At 39.6% G+C, this 16,379-nt stretch carries 15 protein-coding genes; 2 read left to right on the plus strand and 13 right to left on the minus strand.

Features of this window, described 5'->3' with window-relative positions:
* Positions 1–71 precede the first annotated feature (71 nt).
* From can to HWE15_RS07870, 11 genes are all read right to left on the minus strand, one after another.
* Complete coding sequence (gene can / locus HWE15_RS07820) at positions 72–725, minus strand: carbonate dehydratase (protein ID WP_290506961.1); 654 nt, start codon at positions 723–725, stop codon at positions 72–74.
* Complete coding sequence (locus tag HWE15_RS07825; RefSeq protein ID WP_290506962.1) at positions 722–2,266, minus strand: SulP family inorganic anion transporter; 1,545 nt, start codon at positions 2,264–2,266, stop codon at positions 722–724. Before HWE15_RS07825 ends, can begins: the two co-directional genes overlap by 4 nt.
* A 78-nt stretch (positions 2,267–2,344) precedes the next feature.
* A complete protein-coding gene (gene argH, locus HWE15_RS07830) occupies positions 2,345–3,682 on the minus strand; it encodes an argininosuccinate lyase (RefSeq protein WP_290506963.1) in 1,338 nt (445 codons plus the stop codon).
* Positions 3,683–3,686: 4 nt separating this feature from the next.
* Positions 3,687–4,763 carry a M20/M25/M40 family metallo-hydrolase gene (locus HWE15_RS07835; RefSeq protein WP_290506964.1) on the minus strand — a complete coding sequence of 359 codons (1,077 nt, stop codon included), beginning with the start codon at positions 4,761–4,763 and terminating at the stop codon, positions 3,687–3,689.
* Positions 4,763–5,563 (minus strand): acetylglutamate kinase, encoded by an 801-nt coding sequence (argB, locus tag HWE15_RS07840; RefSeq protein WP_290506965.1) that lies wholly within the window; start codon positions 5,561–5,563, stop codon positions 4,763–4,765. The genes HWE15_RS07835 and argB overlap by 1 nt, the downstream gene beginning before the upstream one ends.
* 19 nt (positions 5,564–5,582) lie before the next feature.
* Positions 5,583–6,527 (minus strand): acetylornithine carbamoyltransferase, encoded by a 945-nt coding sequence (locus tag HWE15_RS07845; RefSeq protein WP_290506966.1) that lies wholly within the window; start codon positions 6,525–6,527, stop codon positions 5,583–5,585.
* 15 nt (positions 6,528–6,542) lie between these two features.
* Positions 6,543–7,673 (minus strand): aminotransferase class III-fold pyridoxal phosphate-dependent enzyme, encoded by a 1,131-nt coding sequence (locus tag HWE15_RS07850; protein WP_290506967.1) that lies wholly within the window; start codon positions 7,671–7,673, stop codon positions 6,543–6,545.
* An 83-nt stretch (positions 7,674–7,756) separates the two neighbouring features.
* Positions 7,757–8,725 (minus strand): N-acetyl-gamma-glutamyl-phosphate reductase, encoded by a 969-nt coding sequence (argC, locus tag HWE15_RS07855; protein ID WP_290506968.1) that lies wholly within the window; start codon positions 8,723–8,725, stop codon positions 7,757–7,759.
* Positions 8,718–9,908 carry an argininosuccinate synthase domain-containing protein gene (locus HWE15_RS07860; RefSeq protein ID WP_290506969.1) on the minus strand — a complete coding sequence of 397 codons (1,191 nt, stop codon included), beginning with the start codon at positions 9,906–9,908 and terminating at the stop codon, positions 8,718–8,720. Before HWE15_RS07860 ends, argC begins: the two co-directional genes overlap by 8 nt.
* 20 nt (positions 9,909–9,928) lie before the next feature.
* Positions 9,929–10,612 carry a GNAT family N-acetyltransferase gene (locus HWE15_RS07865; protein ID WP_290506970.1) on the minus strand — a complete coding sequence of 228 codons (684 nt, stop codon included), beginning with the start codon at positions 10,610–10,612 and terminating at the stop codon, positions 9,929–9,931.
* 369 nt (positions 10,613–10,981) lie between these two features.
* Positions 10,982–12,235, minus strand: a complete 1,254-nt coding sequence (locus tag HWE15_RS07870) for an aminotransferase class V-fold PLP-dependent enzyme (RefSeq protein WP_290506971.1) — start codon at positions 12,233–12,235, stop codon at positions 10,982–10,984.
* A gap of 225 nt (positions 12,236–12,460) precedes the next feature.
* Between HWE15_RS07870 and HWE15_RS07875 the strand changes: the two genes are divergently transcribed.
* On the plus strand, positions 12,461–13,171 hold the full coding sequence (locus tag HWE15_RS07875; RefSeq protein ID WP_290506972.1) for a DsbA family oxidoreductase: 711 nt from the start codon (positions 12,461–12,463) through the stop codon (positions 13,169–13,171).
* 164 nt (positions 13,172–13,335) lie between these two features.
* Here the strand turns inward: HWE15_RS07875 and HWE15_RS07880 are convergent, their stop codons facing one another.
* Complete coding sequence (locus HWE15_RS07880; protein WP_290506973.1) at positions 13,336–14,253, minus strand: SMP-30/gluconolactonase/LRE family protein; 918 nt, start codon at positions 14,251–14,253, stop codon at positions 13,336–13,338.
* A gap of 2 nt (positions 14,254–14,255) precedes the next feature.
* Positions 14,256–15,158, minus strand: a complete 903-nt coding sequence (locus HWE15_RS07885; protein WP_290506974.1) for a hypothetical protein — start codon at positions 15,156–15,158, stop codon at positions 14,256–14,258.
* 49 nt (positions 15,159–15,207) lie between these two features.
* On the opposite strand from HWE15_RS07885, the gene HWE15_RS07890 reads away from it, so the two are divergent.
* On the plus strand, positions 15,208–16,290 hold the full coding sequence (locus tag HWE15_RS07890; protein ID WP_290506975.1) for an oxygenase MpaB family protein: 1,083 nt from the start codon (positions 15,208–15,210) through the stop codon (positions 16,288–16,290).
* The last annotated feature ends 89 nt before the right edge of the window (positions 16,291–16,379 follow it).

Here is a 16,379-nt window from a genome sequence, read left to right on the forward strand (position 1 = left end):
CAAAAAGTATAAGGATACTCAAAGTAAAGTTCCTTAATCCATATATCAAAGCTTTGAAGTCAAGAATTTTTTTAATGAGGAACTTTTAACTGTTCTTCACTATATCGAAAAATGGGGTCGATATTTTCAAAATCAGCTGGAATAGATACCAATTCATTCACCAGACCATCCTTGATCCCATACACCCATCCATGAATATGAGGGGCTTTTCGCTCCATCCAGGCTTTTTGTATTATGGAAGTTTTGATCAAATCCTGACATTGTTCAATGACATTGAATTCTATTAGTTTATCCAACTTCCCGTTTTTATCTTCAATCATATCAATTTTATCCCGGTATAAACGGTACACTTCTTTGATATTTCGAAGCCATTTATTGATAAGTCCGAGATGTTTATTGGATAAAGCCGCTTCGACACCCCCGCATCCATAATGCCCACATACAATGATATGCTCAACTTTTAGGACCTCAACCGCATATTGCAATACAGAAAGGAGATTCAAATCAGTATGGACCACCATGTTGGCGATGTTCCGGTGAACAAATATTTCACCTGGATCTGTGCCAGTGATTTCATTTGCAGGAACTCGGCTATCAGAACATCCGATCCAAAGGAATTTTGGCTTTTGTTGTTTTGCTAAACGTTCGAAAAAATTCTCATCTATGCCTGTTTTTTCTTCAGACCAGGCTTTGTTCTGTAACAAGAGCTTTTCATAATCATTCATAGTATTTCCTCTAGGTTGTATTTTAATCCCTCTGTCTCAACTTCAATATTCTTCTCAGGTGCGGCATTAATAAAATCATTCAAAACCTCCTGAATATCATGGTCGATAAATTGGGCTTTAGTGGCATTTATGATGACTTCACTTCCTTCAGGAATAGTTTCTAAGGCTTTTCGAAGAGGAGCCTTATTGAGAAAGGAAACATCTTTTTGAAGTTTTACCAAATATTTTCCTTTGAGCTCAGTCACAATGATGGATTTGCGATAGTTGGTCCGCATTACAAAAAAGACACCAGCGACAAGTCCAATTCCTATTCCGATCAACAAGTCTGTAAAAAGAATGGCAAAAACAGTGATGATGAAGGGCAAAAACTGATTGGGACCTTTTTCATATTCTCCCACAAAAATCGATGGTTTGGCAAGTTTAAAGCCAACCATAAATAAAACAGCTGCTAAACAACTCAAAGGAATTTGATTCAGGAGATTCGCGATTCCTACGACTAAAACCAACAACAAAACACCATGTAAAATGGCTGAAAGCTTGGTTTTTGCACCTGATGCAATGTTAGCTGATGTCCGAACAATGACCGCTGTAATTGGAAGGCCTCCAATCAGACCTGACACTGAATTTCCAATTCCTTGCGCGACCAATTCTTTTGAAGCAGGGGTGATCCTTTTCTTTGGATCCATTTTATCTCCAGCCTCAATACTCAGTAATGTTTCAATACTTGCTATAATGGCTATCGTGAAGGCAATTAGCCAAAATTCGCTACTTGCAATTTTAGAAAAGTTAGGGAAAGTGACTAAGTCGGCTAAGTCTTCTACTCTTTCAACAACAGGGATATTTACCAAATGCTCTCCAGACAAGGTCCATTCAGGGATATAGGAGGCATAAAATTGATTCGAAAGAATTCCGAAAAGAACTGCCCATAAAGCTCCCGGAACCAAGCCTAAAATCGGGTTATTTTTAATGACAGGTCTTTCAAAAAAGTAAATGATAAATAAGGAAATGAGGGTAATAGGAATAGCACCAGGACTAAAATATTGGATAGCATACCAGATTTCAGAAAAGGTATTAGCATTGTCCAGTTGGAGAAAGGCCATATCACCCATGGCATCCTTATCCCAACCCAAGGCATGAGGGATTTGCTTTAGAATTAAGATCAGGCCTATGGCTGTTAGCATTCCTTTGATCACGGAATGCGGGAAATAATAACCCAAGACGCCACCTTTTAAAAGGCCAAAGGCCAATTGAATAATCCCAGCAATTACTACCGCACCTAGGAAAAGTTCAAAACCTCCCAAAGTGGCTATAGAATCCAAAACAATAACTGTCAAGCCTGCAGCAGGCCCGCTGACACTTACATGAGATCCAGAAAGGGAACCAATAATGACACCTCCAATAATCCCCGCAATTAATCCAGACATAGGAGGCGCACCGCTAGCAACGGCAATACCTAAGCAGAGCGGTAAGGCTACTAAAAATACAACTAATGAGGATTTTAGATCATATTTCAAAGAATTGATCAGCAAAGGCTGGGACATATATTGGACTACAGGATCAAGGGTTGTTTTACCTAATTTAAGATAAAACTAATGGCAATTCAACTCTTTGGACTATAATCATTTGCCTAATAAAGCACTGATAGCCTCATCTATAGATTCAAAATTGAATGAGTTCACTGCCAATTGTACCTTTTGGTTGATTTCTTCCAAATTTAAATTCCCAATACTGCCTTCATGGGTATGAGCAACTTGGCTTTGATCTGGTTTAAATGTCCCTGCCTCAATATCCAATCCCACTTTCTTATAAGCATCTCTAAAGGGCATTCCTTTTAAGACGAGGTCATTCACAACTTCAACAGAAAACACATGTTGATAAAAGGAATCAGATAGGATGTTTTTGCGAATTTTAATCGATTGAAGCATAAACGTACTCATTCGCAAACAATCTTTTAAACTTTCTATTGCTGGGAAAATTTCTTCTTTCAACAATTGTAAATCCCGATGATATCCTGTCGTGGAATTGGTTAGTAAGAGAGAAATCGTTTGAGGAACTGCCTGAATTTGGTTTGTTTTTGCTCGGATCAATTCAAATACATCCGGGTTTTTCTTATGCGGCATGATGCTCGATCCTGTCGTCAGTTCATCCGGAAAAGAGACAAAGGCAAAATGTTGATTCATGAACAAACAAATATCATCCGCCAGTCTATTTAAGGTAGCTGCAATTCCAGACATAGCAAAAGCTAATGTACGTTCAGTTTTCCCCCGGCTATTTTGAGCATTAATTACGTTATGGTGTAAATCCCCAAAACCAAGCAATTGAGTAGTTAAAGTTCGGTCTAACGGAAAACTTGACCCGTACCCAGCCGCAGAACCTAGAGGATTTTTGTTTGATAAATCAAAGGCTGTTTTCAAAAGCTGTAGATCTTCAGAAAGCCCCTCTAAAAAAGACGCAAACCACAAACCAAAACTAGAAGGCATGGCCAATTGAGTATGCGTATATCCTGGCATGAGATCTTGACGATGTTTCTCAGAAAGCTGAGCCAAGAGATTGGCTAGCGATGAGATTTCCATAACCAGTTCTCGAATAGCTTCCCGATAAAAAAGCTTTAGGTCTACAAGCACTTGGTCGTTTCGACTGCGGCCAGAGTGAAGTTTTTTCCCAACAGGACCCAAGCGCTGAGTCAATAAGAACTCAACTTGAGAATGAACATCTTCTACGCCTTCACCTATTTCAAATTTTCCCGCTTCAATTTCCTCAAAAATAGTTTTTAGACCTTGTTGCAGGGCTAGATTTTCTTTTTGGGTCAATAAGCCTATTTTCTCGAGCATGGTGGCATGCGCCATCGAACCCAAAACATCATATGGAGCTAAAACCAGATCAAATTCAGGATCCCGTCCAATTGTGAATTGTTCAACTTCTTTTTTATTACCACTGGCTTTTTGCCAAATTTTCATAATTCTAGTCTAGTTTGATTTGAGCGTATTTTTCAAGCAAAAGGACGTAATCCACAATTGCCTTTTCAATTTCGCTGATATAAATAAACTCATCGGCACTATGGGAGCGGGCCGAATCACCTGGTCCAATTTTAACCGAAGGATAAGGAATCAAAGCTTGGTCCGAAAGGGTAGGGCTTCCAAAGGTTTCCATCCCACATTTTGCAGAAGCTTTGATGATGGGGTGATTTTCAGGAGTTTTGGAACTTCGAAGTCGCATGGATCGAGGAGTGAGTTTTGCAGTAAGTGACTCTTTTAATTCTTCCAAAGCTTCTTCCAAGGTATAGACATCTGTCACCCGTACATCCAAAGTGTAAGTACATCGGTCCGGGACCACATTGTGCTGGCTTCCTGCCTGAATGATAGTTGCTGATACCTTGGATTTTCCTAAATAAGGAGATACTTTCTTGAATTCGAAGTTTGTGATCTTTTGAAGGTCATCCAAGGCTAGATAGATCGCATTAATCCCTTCATTTCTTGCAGCATGGCCAGGCTTCCCAACTACTTCTGCATCCAATACCATCAAGCCTTTTTCTGCAAGGGCCATTTTCATTTGAGTAGGCTCTCCAACAAGTACCAATTCTGGTTCGGGTAAATGCTCAAGTACCAATGCAATTCCCTTTTTTCCCGATATCTCTTCCTCTGCTGAGGCAATGAAAATCAAGTTAAAGGGGAGAGGCTTGTCTTTTAAAACAAGAAAAGCCCCAAGCAGGCTAACTAATGGTCCTCCTGCATCATTTGAACCCAAACCATAGAGTTTTCCATCTTCTATATCCGGTGAAAAGGGATCTCGAGTATAGGCTTTATTGGGCTTGACCGTATCATGATGCGAATTCAGCCAAACACTTGGTTTTGTTGAATCGTAAGGCTTTGCAAAGGCGACAATATTATTCCCGTACCGTTCAAAATCAACCTCATTTGTTACTAAGAATCGACTGATGGTGGTTGCGGTTTCTTCTTCTTTTTTGGAAAAAGAGGGAATCTTGATCAATTCACGCAAAAGTTGGATACAAGCTCCCGTGATTTCTTCGTAATTAACCATCAGTATAAGTCGTATCGGTGACGTTCAATTACAGTTCCGGAGATTTTTCCTTTGGTAGATAGTAAAAGATTTTCCGCTTTTCCAATCCAAACATGATGCACTCCTTTTTCCAGGGCTACAAAGGCATTATCCAATTTGGGAATCATCCCGGAGTGGATAACATTTTCTTTTCTTAGTTCGGCGTAAATATCCTCATTAATCAAAGGAATAATGGAATTTTCATTTCGCTCATCAACCAATACCCCGCTTTTATTGAAGCAAAAGTAAAGATTAACCTCATGCTTGGTAGCCAAACTTGTAGCCAAAGCAGAAGCAATACTATCGGCATTTGTATTCAAAAGTTGTCCATGGGCGTCATGGGTGATCGCATTGAAAACCGGTACCAAATCAGCGTCTAATAACTGCTTGATAAGTGTGGTATTAATTTCCTTGACATCCCCAACAAATCCATAGTCAATTTCCTTAAAAGGGCGTTTTTCTGACCGAATTGCATTGCCATCTGCCCCTGTCATTCCGATAGCGTTCACTCCTAAAGCCTGAAGGGAAGCAACCAGGTTTTTATTGATCAATCCTGCATAAACCATGGTAACAATATCCAAGGTTTCCTTGTCGGTTATTCTTCTTCCATCCACCATCTCAGGCATAACACCCAAGGATTCACCAAAGCGTGATGCCATCACACCACCTCCATGAACAAGAATCTTAAAACCCGGAAATTTTGCGAATTGATGAAGAAATTCTTCCAACTTTTCAGGGTCGTCAATTACATTTCCTCCGATTTTTATTATAGATATTTTCATAGGACAGGGGGCAGCAGGGTTATTCAATTATTTTGCTCAAGACAGCCTGAGCCGCGAAAATTCTATTTTTAGCCTGAATCTGTACCAAGGACCGATCACTATCCAATATTTCATCCGATAATTCCAGATTTCTTCGAACAGGCAAACAGTGCATTACTTTGGCATTAGGACCATGCTGAAGGTGCTTTTGAGTCAACATCCAATTGGGATCGGTGGATAGAATTTTTCCATACTCGTTAAAAGATGACCAATTCTTAACGTACACAAAATCAGCACCTTCTAGCGCCTTACTTTGATCATATTCTAATCTAGCTCCATTTGTAAAACGCTCATCCAATTCATATCCTTCTGGATGTGTGATGGTTAAATCATACCCCATGCCAAGGGACCATTCTGCAAAGCTATTGGCTACTGCATGAGGAATTGCTTTGATATGAGGAGCCCATGTTAATACCACTTTGGGCTTATAATCTTCAGGTTGATGTTCTTGGATACTAATCATATCCGCCAAACTTTGGAGAGGATGGCGTATGGCTGATTCCAAACTTACCACAGGGATCCCCGCGTATTTTATAAATTGGTTAATTACAAAATCACTGAGATCTTCTTGCTGCTGGGTAAGGGTAGGGAAAGCACGGATTGCCAAAACATCAAAAAAACTTCCCAAAACGCCTGCTGCATCTTTAATATGCTCCACCGTTCCTTTATTCATGATGGCTCCGTCCTGCATTTCCAAGGCCCATCCTTCCTTGTCCATATTCAAGACTATGGCATCCATTCCAAGGTTTTGGGCAGCTATTTGCGTACTTACTCGAGTTCGGAGGGATGGATTGAGAAATACACAGCCTATTCGCTTTCCACTCCCTTTTTGACCATCTATCCGTGGATTAAACTTATACTGAAGTGCTAAATCAATAAGCTCTTGTCCTAATTCACGGGATTCAAATTGAGTAAATTGTTTCATCGTTGCTATAGCCAATCAGGCTAAAATTTCTTTAATGGCGGTTAAAAACGAATTTAATTGATTCCATTCAACAGACAAGGGCGGAAGCAAACGAATCGTTTGTTTTTTTGATGCAGAGCCAGTAAAAATTTTGTATTTGGATACCAATTCAGAACGAACAGAAGCGGCTTCTCGATCCAAATCTATTCCTATCATGAGTCCTTTTCCTCTTACTTCTTGAACCTGGGGAATGGTCTTTATTTCCTCAATCAGTTGCTCTCCTAGATCTAGGGCTTTTTGCTGTAGATTTTCAGCTTCCAACACTTCTAAAACAGCTATTCCAGCAGCACATGCCAAATGATTTCCGCCAAAAGTAGTGCCCAATAGTCCATAACTAGCTTCAAATTCTGGAGAAATCAGCAAGCCTCCAATTGGAAAACCATTTCCCATTCCTTTGGCCATGGTAATCAAATCGGGTTTCAATCCTTCAGCCCATTGAAAGGCAAAAAAACGTCCCGTTCGTCCAAAGCCTGACTGTACTTCATCAAGAATTAATTTGGCTCCATATTTTTTGCAAAGACTGGAAAGACCATGAAGAAATTCTGGATCTGGAACTTGAATTCCTCCAACCCCTTGAATTCCTTCAATAATCACACCTCCGATAGACTCGGTTTTCAATACTTTTTCAACCTGCTCTAGATCTCCAAATGGAAGAATTTGAAAATCTTCTCTTGCGTTGCAGGGAGCTACAATTTTGGGGTTATCGGTCAATGCTACAGCTCCGGAAGTCCGACCGTGGAATGAGCCACTAAATGCGATCATTCCGGGCTTTCCACTTGCAAAAGAGGCTAATTTGATAGCATTTTCATTAGCTTCTGCACCCGAATTACATAGAAATAGTTGATAATCGGGTAAACCGCAGAGCTCCCCCAATTTGGACGCATAGGCTTTCTGAATAGGAATTTGGACTGAATTAGAGTAAAAAGCGATAGCATCTAATTGATCCTTGATCCTCTTCACATAATGAGGGTGCGTATGTCCAATCGAAATAACCGCATGACCACCATATAAGTCCAAATACTCCTGCCCCTTATCATCCCAGAGTTTTGCGCCTAAGGCTTTTTCAATGGTGACAGGGATCAAGGGATATACATCAAATAAATTCATTTCTTCTGTTTTAATGGAAGCTTTCCAGTGACGGGAAGATTCAAGAGTAAGCTTTTTTAAGGATTCAATACCAATTCTACTGCTTAAAAAGCAATGCTTTTCAAATTTAAACCTGTTCGTTCATCCAATCCGAAAGCAAGGTTGAAATTTTGGACAGCTTGACCAGATGCGCCTTTCAAGAGGTTGTCAATAGCTGAATAAATGACGAGTTGTCCTCCTTCTTTTTGAACTTGAATCAAGCACTTGTTGGTATTGACAGCCTGCTTTAAATCTAGATTTTCAGTGGTAACATGTGTAAATGGAGTATTTTGATAGAACTCCCTGTAAATCTTCTCGGCCTCCTCCAAGTTTCCTTCAAAAGGGAAATAAGCAGTAATCCAGATCCCTCTTGTGAAATTCCCACGATAGGGGACAAATAATAATTTCTCATCAAACCCTGGCTGAATCTGTCCAAAAGTCTGTTTGATTTCTTTTAAATGCTGGTGTGTAAACAGCTTGTAAACAGAGATATTATTGTTTCTATAGCTAAAATGAGAGGTTTCCGCCAATTTTTTACCGGCACCTGTACTTCCGGTAATTCCTGAAATGTGAATAGAGTCTTTCACCCATCCTTTTGCTATTGCAGGAGCTAAAGCCAATTGTATTCCTGTGGCAAAACATCCTGGATTTGCGATCCGTCTTGAGGACTTAATTTTTGTCTTATTTACCTCCGGCAAGCCATAGACGAATCCATGAGATTCATCCCTAAAATCAGTCGATAAATCAATAATGACGGTTGATTCAGGAAAAGGATTTTCTTCCAAAAAGGCCTTCGTTTGACCATGTGGTAAACCTAAAAATACTGAATCCAATCCATCAGTCTCTACTTGGTCGGTAAATACAAGATCACAATCCCCGATCAAATCCGGGTGAACAGCGGTTACCGATTTTCCTTTTTGACTATTGGAATGAATATAAACTAATTCACAGTTGGGATGATGAACCAATAAACGAATCAATTCCCCACCTGTGTATCCTGCTGCTCCAATAATCGCCGTTTTTATTTTATTCATGATAATTGACTTGATGGAAAATGGAAGTTTGATTTCCTAGAATTCGGGTAAATCCTTTCACATCTTCAGCAGTATAACCTTTGTTCATTTCTCCATAGCTACCAAATTTGGAGGCCATTAAGTCATGTGAGGAAGAAATTCCCAACAAGGTGAATCGCTTCTCTTCCAAACGTACAAAAACATCTCCGCTGACAAATTCTTGAGTTGAAGCTAAAAATGCTTCTAGGTTTCGCATTACTGGGTCTAAATAATGTCCCTCATGCAAATGATTTCCATAAAATTCTCCCAATTGGTTTTTCCAGAAGGCTTGCCACTTCGTTAAAGTGTGCTTTTCAAGTAATTGGTGCCCTTTGATTATGATGATGGGAGCCGCTGCTTCAAAACCAACCCGCCCCTTGATTCCAATAATCGTATCTCCAACATGAATATCACGTCCAATCCCAAATGGAGCTGCTAAAGATTGAAGCTTTTGAATAGCATCAACTGGACTGGCATACATTTCTCCGTTAACCCCTTTCAACTCTCCTTGAACAAAAGTCAATTTTACTTCTTTTGGCTCTTTTTCAGTTACTTGAGTAGGCCATGCTTCTTCTGGAAGGTAATCGGAAGACGTCAATGTTTCCTTTCCTCCAACAGAAGTACCCCAAATTCCTTTGTTGATAGAATAGGCTGCCTTCTCAAAATTCATACTTACCCCATGTTTTTTGAGGTATTCAATTTCTTCCTGTCTTGACAATTTCAAATCCCGAATAGGAGTGATGATCTCAATATCCGGAATGATAGTTTGAAATATCATATCAAATCGAACCTGATCGTTACCAGCACCTGTAGAACCATGTGCTACAGCTTTTGCTCCTATGGATTTCGCATAATCGGCTAGGGATTTGGCTTGTAAAATCCGCTCTGCGGAAACAGAAAGGGGGTAGGTTGCATTTTTTAGGACATTCCCAAAAATCAAATACTTAATGACTTCCTGATAATAGGTCTCAACCACATCCAAGATTGTAAATGAGGCAATTCCAAGACTTTTAGCCCGACTCTCGATGTTTTTTAATTCATCATCAGAAAAGCCTCCGGTATTCACGAGGACAGCATGTACTTCATAACCTAGATCTTTGGATAGATGCAAGGCACAAAAGGTAGTGTCCAAACCACCACTATAGGCTAAAACGACTTTTTTCATGATAGGGGATTCTTTATTGATTAAATAAATATACTCTGTACAGATTTCTTAGACTTCGAAAGCTTCAAAAAGACATACTTTTTCAGGCGTACCCAACGATCAAATAACTTGATTCTCTTCTCAAAATCTTTACGCAAGGCCATTTCTGCTAGCTTATTTTTGGGCGCATTGGGATCATACAGCATAGCAGTACACAAGCAGTTTTGTCTGTTTTTTGACATCAGAATTTCATAATTCACACAACTCTGACATCCTTTCCAGAATTCATTGTCATCCGTTAAATCGGCATAAGAAACCGGGATATAGCCTAATTCTGAATTGATTTTCATGACTGCCGGTCCAGTTGTCAATCCAAAGATTTTGGAATCTGGATACTTCGCTCGACTTAGTTTGAAAATCTCCTGTTTGATCTTTCGAGCTAGGCCATACTTACGGAATTCAGGAGACACAATTAATCCTGAATTGGCAACATACTTTCCATGCCCCCAAGCTTCGATATAGCAGAAGCCCGCCCAACGACCATCACCGGTCAAAGCAATTACTGCTTTGCCTTCTTCCATTTTGGTTTCGACATATTCAATGCTTCGCTTTGCAATACCAGTTCCTCTGGCCTTGGCGGAATTAGCCATTTCCTCTGTCACTTCCTGAGCGAATGATTTGTGACTTGCATCAGCCACGATGATTTTAAAGGTGATTTCTTCCATATGAGTTGGAGAAATTAACTGCCAATTGGCAAGGATTGAATTAAAGAAAGGGAATTAATAGATGGATTTCCCGCATGGGGAAATGAAATAAAGTACAGGGTCAAACCCTGAAAAAATACCTTCGCCTCCTTACTGGGGAAAAATCAACAATAACTTTTGCTACCTCAACCAGCATACCAGTTGGGCGGTTAGAAAGTGTTATGTTGTTAAAGGTTTTCATTTGAGGTCATAAAGTTGTGGTCTTGGAAATCATTATCCAAGATAATTTTTATAAAAATCTTGAAATAAAGGCCAATACTTGATTTAGACTCAAGCTAAAGGTTTTTTATTCTGTAATTTAAAGTTTGATAGAATTAAATATTGTTTCAGTTAGGCGTTTCCAGACAACTTTTTGAGTGCTAAGACGAATTGGTCCAATTCTTCAATGCTCGTGTAAATATTTGGTGTAATCCGGCATCCTTGAACTCCTGCGCCATCGATGGCAACCGTATAAACTTTAAATTCACCCATCAACCGCTTAGCCAATTCAGCTGGTTTCATAGAAGGTATCCCTACATTGGCAATAGCACAGGATCGATGAGGCTCTACAGGGGTGTTTATTTGAATATTTTCCAGATTCCTCACCTGATCTGACCAATAGCGTTGAATAAATCGAAGCCGATCTTCTTTTCGTTTTGATCCTATCTTTTCCTGAAATTCTATGGCATTCAGCACTGCCAAGTCAGTGGCAACAGGGTGAGTCCCTGTGTGATTAAGATTCAATATTCCCGGACGATCTAATTGATAGGGGGCAAGTAAAGGTCTTATTTTGTCAGCTTTCCCCTTCTTTACAAATAAGAGCCCTGCCCCTAAGGGTACGCTTAACCATTTATGTAGGCTGGATCCATAATAGTCGCAATCCAGATCCTTCATAGAAAAGGTAAAATGTCCTACAGCATGTGCACCATCTACCATGACTTCCACACCATGACGATGAGCCATGTCACATATTTTTCGAATTGGAAGAATATGCCCAGTAATATTTACAATATGCGGAACCATTATCAGCTTTGTTTTACTGGAAATGGCCTTTTCATACACCTTAACAATTTCCTCATCTGATTGCGGATGCATCGGAATATCAATCCTTTTGAGATGGACTCCATATCGACGATGAGCTAATTCAAACATCGTCAACATACTACCATAGTCCTGATTGGACATAATGGCCTCATCACCACGCTCCCAGGGAAATCCTGAAATGATCAAATCCAGGGATTCTGTAGTATTTCTTGTAATTGCCACTTCCTCTGGATCGGCTCCTACCAATTCCGCCAACTTAGCGGCGGATTTTGCCTTATTATCCCATTGAACCGTTCGCATATAATAGGATCCTTGGTAATTCACCTCCCGAATATGTTCTATGTATTTTTCCAGCGTTTCTTGTGGAAGAAAGCAATAATAGCCGTTCTCGAGATTGATATAATCTGGCTTGAGTTTATAGCCTTTTCGGATTTGCTCCCAAATGTCTGGAGCTTCAAAATCCAATTGATCAAAAGAAAAGGCGGGGCTTTGGGCTCCAAAAGAGGCTAGTGAACCTAAGCCTAATCCGGCCAATGATTTTAAGAAAGATCGTTTTTTCATAGGGGTTGGGTCAGAGAATATAGGTCAAAATCCAAATGATAAGTAGAAGAATAGCCAACCAAGTTATCCAAGGGGATCGTTTGGGAAATTCGTATTTGCAAATGGGGCAAATCTGTGCTTTTGCATCGATTTCCATGGCACAGGAAGGGCATTCTTTAGTTTTCAAACTTTGAGTGAACTCTTTTGATGGTCTTGGGTTTTCTCCCTTAAGTAAAGCAAAAGTCTATGAAAATCGAAATCTGGTCAGATGTAGTTTGTCCTTTTTGTTACATCGGAAAACGAAAATTGGAGAAAGCTTTGGAAAAAGTTCCATTTAAGCATCAAATTGAAATTGAGTGGAAAAGCTTTCAACTCAATCCAGATGAAAAAACGAATCCGGAAATCAACAGCTTGGAGCATTTAGCGAATTCCAAAGGATGGACCTTTGAACAAGCCCAAGGAATAAGTGCACAGGTAGCTTCGATGGGAAAGGAGCAAGGATTAGATTTTAATTTTGAAAAAGCCAAAGTAGCCAACACCTTTCGAGCCCATCAATTGATTCATTTAGCCAAAGCACTTGGAAAAGGAAGTGAAATGAAAGAACGGCTTTTGAAAGCCTATTTTTCGGATGGATTGAATGTGGATGATACCGAAACTTTGAAAAAGCTAGGTCAAGAAATAGGTTTGGATTCAGAATCCATAGAAAATGCCTTGACTTCTGAGCAATTTACTAATGAGGTTGAACAAGATATTTATGAAGCTCGATTGATTGGGGTTCGGGGTGTTCCTTTTTTTGTTTTTGATAGGAAATATGCCATTTCTGGCGCCCAACCAGATGAAGTTTTTGATGAAACCTTGAATAAGGCCTGGTTGGATTTTTCAGCAAGTCAACCTACTCATCTTATCCAAGAAGGGGAAGATGGGGATACCTGCGATTTTGAGGGAGAAAATTGCTAAAATAAAAAGAGACTGTCTCTTAAATACCCTTAGTTACGTTGAGCGGAGTCGAAACGTTAATAAATCAACCTAAAATAGGCTTTAATTTACTTTCCTTGCGGGAAAGCAGGTGCTCAGCCTGACAAAAACTGACTTTTGAGACAGCCTCTTTTTAAGATCGTTTTTTACCAAACACCTCGAACCTTCATTTGCAAAGTATATACCGCGTCCATAGCGGTAATGAATAGTGTTTTTCGGTCTAGTGAAGCAAATGTCACATTTGCGGTCCATTTGGCCGGAACAGGGATATGAGCGATTTTTTCTCCTTTGGAGCTGAAAACCGTTACTCCATCACCAGTTAAGTAGACATTGCCTCGGTTGTCAATGGTCATTCCATCAGATCCCATTTCACAAAACAATTCCTTGTTGATTAAGTAGCCATCATCTCGTATTTCATAACGATAGGTTTTGCTATCTCCGATATCAGCAACATAGAGGTATTTACCATCAGGTGTTCCGACAAGTCCATTGGGCTTTACAAAATCCTCAGCAACCCGGAAAAATTCGGAACCATCTTCGGAGAGAAAATAGACATGTTCTCCATCTTGCTCCATCTCTGAGCTTCGAATTCCTTCCCAATAGGGACGAGCGTAAAGCGGATCGGTAAAGTACATTCCTCCTTTAGGTCTGACCCACACATCATTGGGTCCATTTAACTTATTTCCGCGAAAATTCTTCACCAAAACGGTTTCATTTCCTTTTGTATCAATTGCCCACAATTGATTTTCTTCATCTGCACAGGAAATTAAGGTTCCATCCAGTTTAAAATACATCCCATTAGATCTTCCTGCATTTTCCTTAAATACAGATATTTCTCCTGAGATTGCATTCCAATGTAAAATCCGATTATTAGGCTGGTCTGTAAAATACACGTCTCCAACCCGACTGACCGCAGGGCCTTCAGTAAATGAAAAACCATCCTGAACCTTCACTAATTCAGCACCTTTTTCAACAATTCCTTTTTTATCTTCAATCTGAGCCATCAACTGATTTGTCATTAACAGACCTGCTGCAATAAGCAGGCTTACTTTATTCTTTATCATTCTTAATTATTGTTTTTTCTTTCCATAACAGCCACTAAAACATTTAAATCCGCACTGTATGCCATTCGGGATATATTTTTATGGGAAGGGATGGTCAATTCTCCAATTTCGATCCAAGAGTCTTCATTCCATTTTCTGCTGAAAACTTTATTTCCTTTACCCATTAACAACACTTGTTTATCCAACCAAATAAAATCCATAGCACCAGGAAGTCCAAATCCCAAATCAATTTGATTGTCATCTTTAAAATCAAACCCTCTAAGACTATAGGCGGAACCACCAGGAAAATCCTGTTTTTGATCCATGGAAAGGTAGGTGATTTGATCCGTTTTTGGTCTTCTTTTAATCGATCGTCCTACATTTTGATCAATTTTGAGAATGTCGCCTCGGGATTTCGCATAAATTAATTCATTGGGTTCACCCAAGACAAACATGGCCGCTTTGTTATCATACCAATCATAATAACCCACCGGTTCGATGTCATCATAAAGAAGCTCAGGCTCTCCAAAATTAGTAGGATATAACCAAAGCCGTTGGCGATTATCTGGCTCGACTACAACTGAAGCTATGAATTGACCACATTCGGTAATTGCTGGTGAATATTCACTACGATCCACCGTTTTTGTAAGATTGGTGAATTTCTGATTTTCGAAATTATAGACGATGATATCATGGTTCCCATTCTCATCTGAAGCCGAAAACACGAGTTGAAATTCATTGATAAAATTAGGCTGATTATCATAGGCATCTCGGTCAGTCAAAAGTCTTTCAGTTCCAGGTATCAATTTTAAATTTTTACCTTTTCCTTGTGTATCGACAACCACTAGATCAAAAGTACCTTGGCCATGAGATTTTATAATCAGAATAACTAGGAATAGGTTGACTAGGAAGAATTTCGTTCGCATTGATCAATCAAATTATGTAACCAAATTACAAAATCAAGGTTAGAATGCTGTGGAAAAATTAAAGCTTTACACTTGGGAGCATCTCGATGCCCTTCGAAAAAGAAAAGATCCGCTTGCAGATGCTGCAGTGGCTACGCTTATAAAAAATCCCAGCTTAGCTGAGGAGATAAATACTTGGACTCAGATTCCCGATGCCTTTCCTAAGAATTACCCACAGCCATTAGTGGAATACCTTTCCTTTTTTAACGTGGCGAAAGAATTTGCAAATCCTGAAATTCTAAAAGTTGGGCAGCAATTTTTTAATAAGGAAGGAGATATTTATTTGGGACTTCTTGGATTCTATTCCTTGCCTTATTGCTATGCTTTTGGAGATGGGGCGGAGGTTTTGGTTCGTTCCAAACGTATCGTTAATGAAATTGGAAGTCGCTTAGGGGAAACGGGGCTTTTTGTCTTGGATTTATTTAAACCGGGAGGTTTTATTTCAGATTCCTCGCCCTATCTAACTTGTGCAAAGGTTCGATTGATACATGCTTTCAGCCGCTATTTCATCCTCAATTTTTCCAATGATTGGTCAGATGAATTTGGAGCCCCAATCAATCAAGAAGACATGTTGGGTACCAATTTAGCATTCAGCATGATTGTACTTCGTGGCATGACAAAAATGGGAACTGCCATCGATTCCGAAACATATAATACGATTTTAGAATATTGGAAATGGATTGGATACCTTCTTGGAGTTGATCTTAAATTTTGGCCAAGCAATGCAAAAGAAGCTTTCGAATTGGATCGATTAATTCGGAAAAGGCATTTAAAGCCCACCCTGGCAGGTAAGGCTTTGATTACTGCACTTGCAGCCTTCTACAAGGAAAATATTCCAGATCCATTAATTCGGGATCAAGTGGATTTGCTTTTGGGATTTTTCCTTGGAAAAGAGGCTGGTGAAGCTCTTGGGCTTCCCTCTTCAACAAAACTTCCCGGAAGTCTTGTCGAATTGATGTTTAAATTATCTGGTTGGAGAAATTACGGTTCTAAGAAAAATTATTCCCTCATTCGGAAAATGATGGAATTACAACATCAAGAGCAATTCGGGAAACAGTTTGAAATTCAAATTCCAGTCATCAATCGTTCATAAACGGACACATTTTTGTACGTTTATCTAGCATTTTTTCAAGAAAATGTCGGAAAAACCTTCATAATTAAGCATTTTCGGTACTGGCACTC

It is taken from the genome of Algoriphagus sp. (assembly GCF_013373065.1).
GTDB lineage: Bacteria > Bacteroidota > Bacteroidia > Cytophagales > Cyclobacteriaceae > Algoriphagus.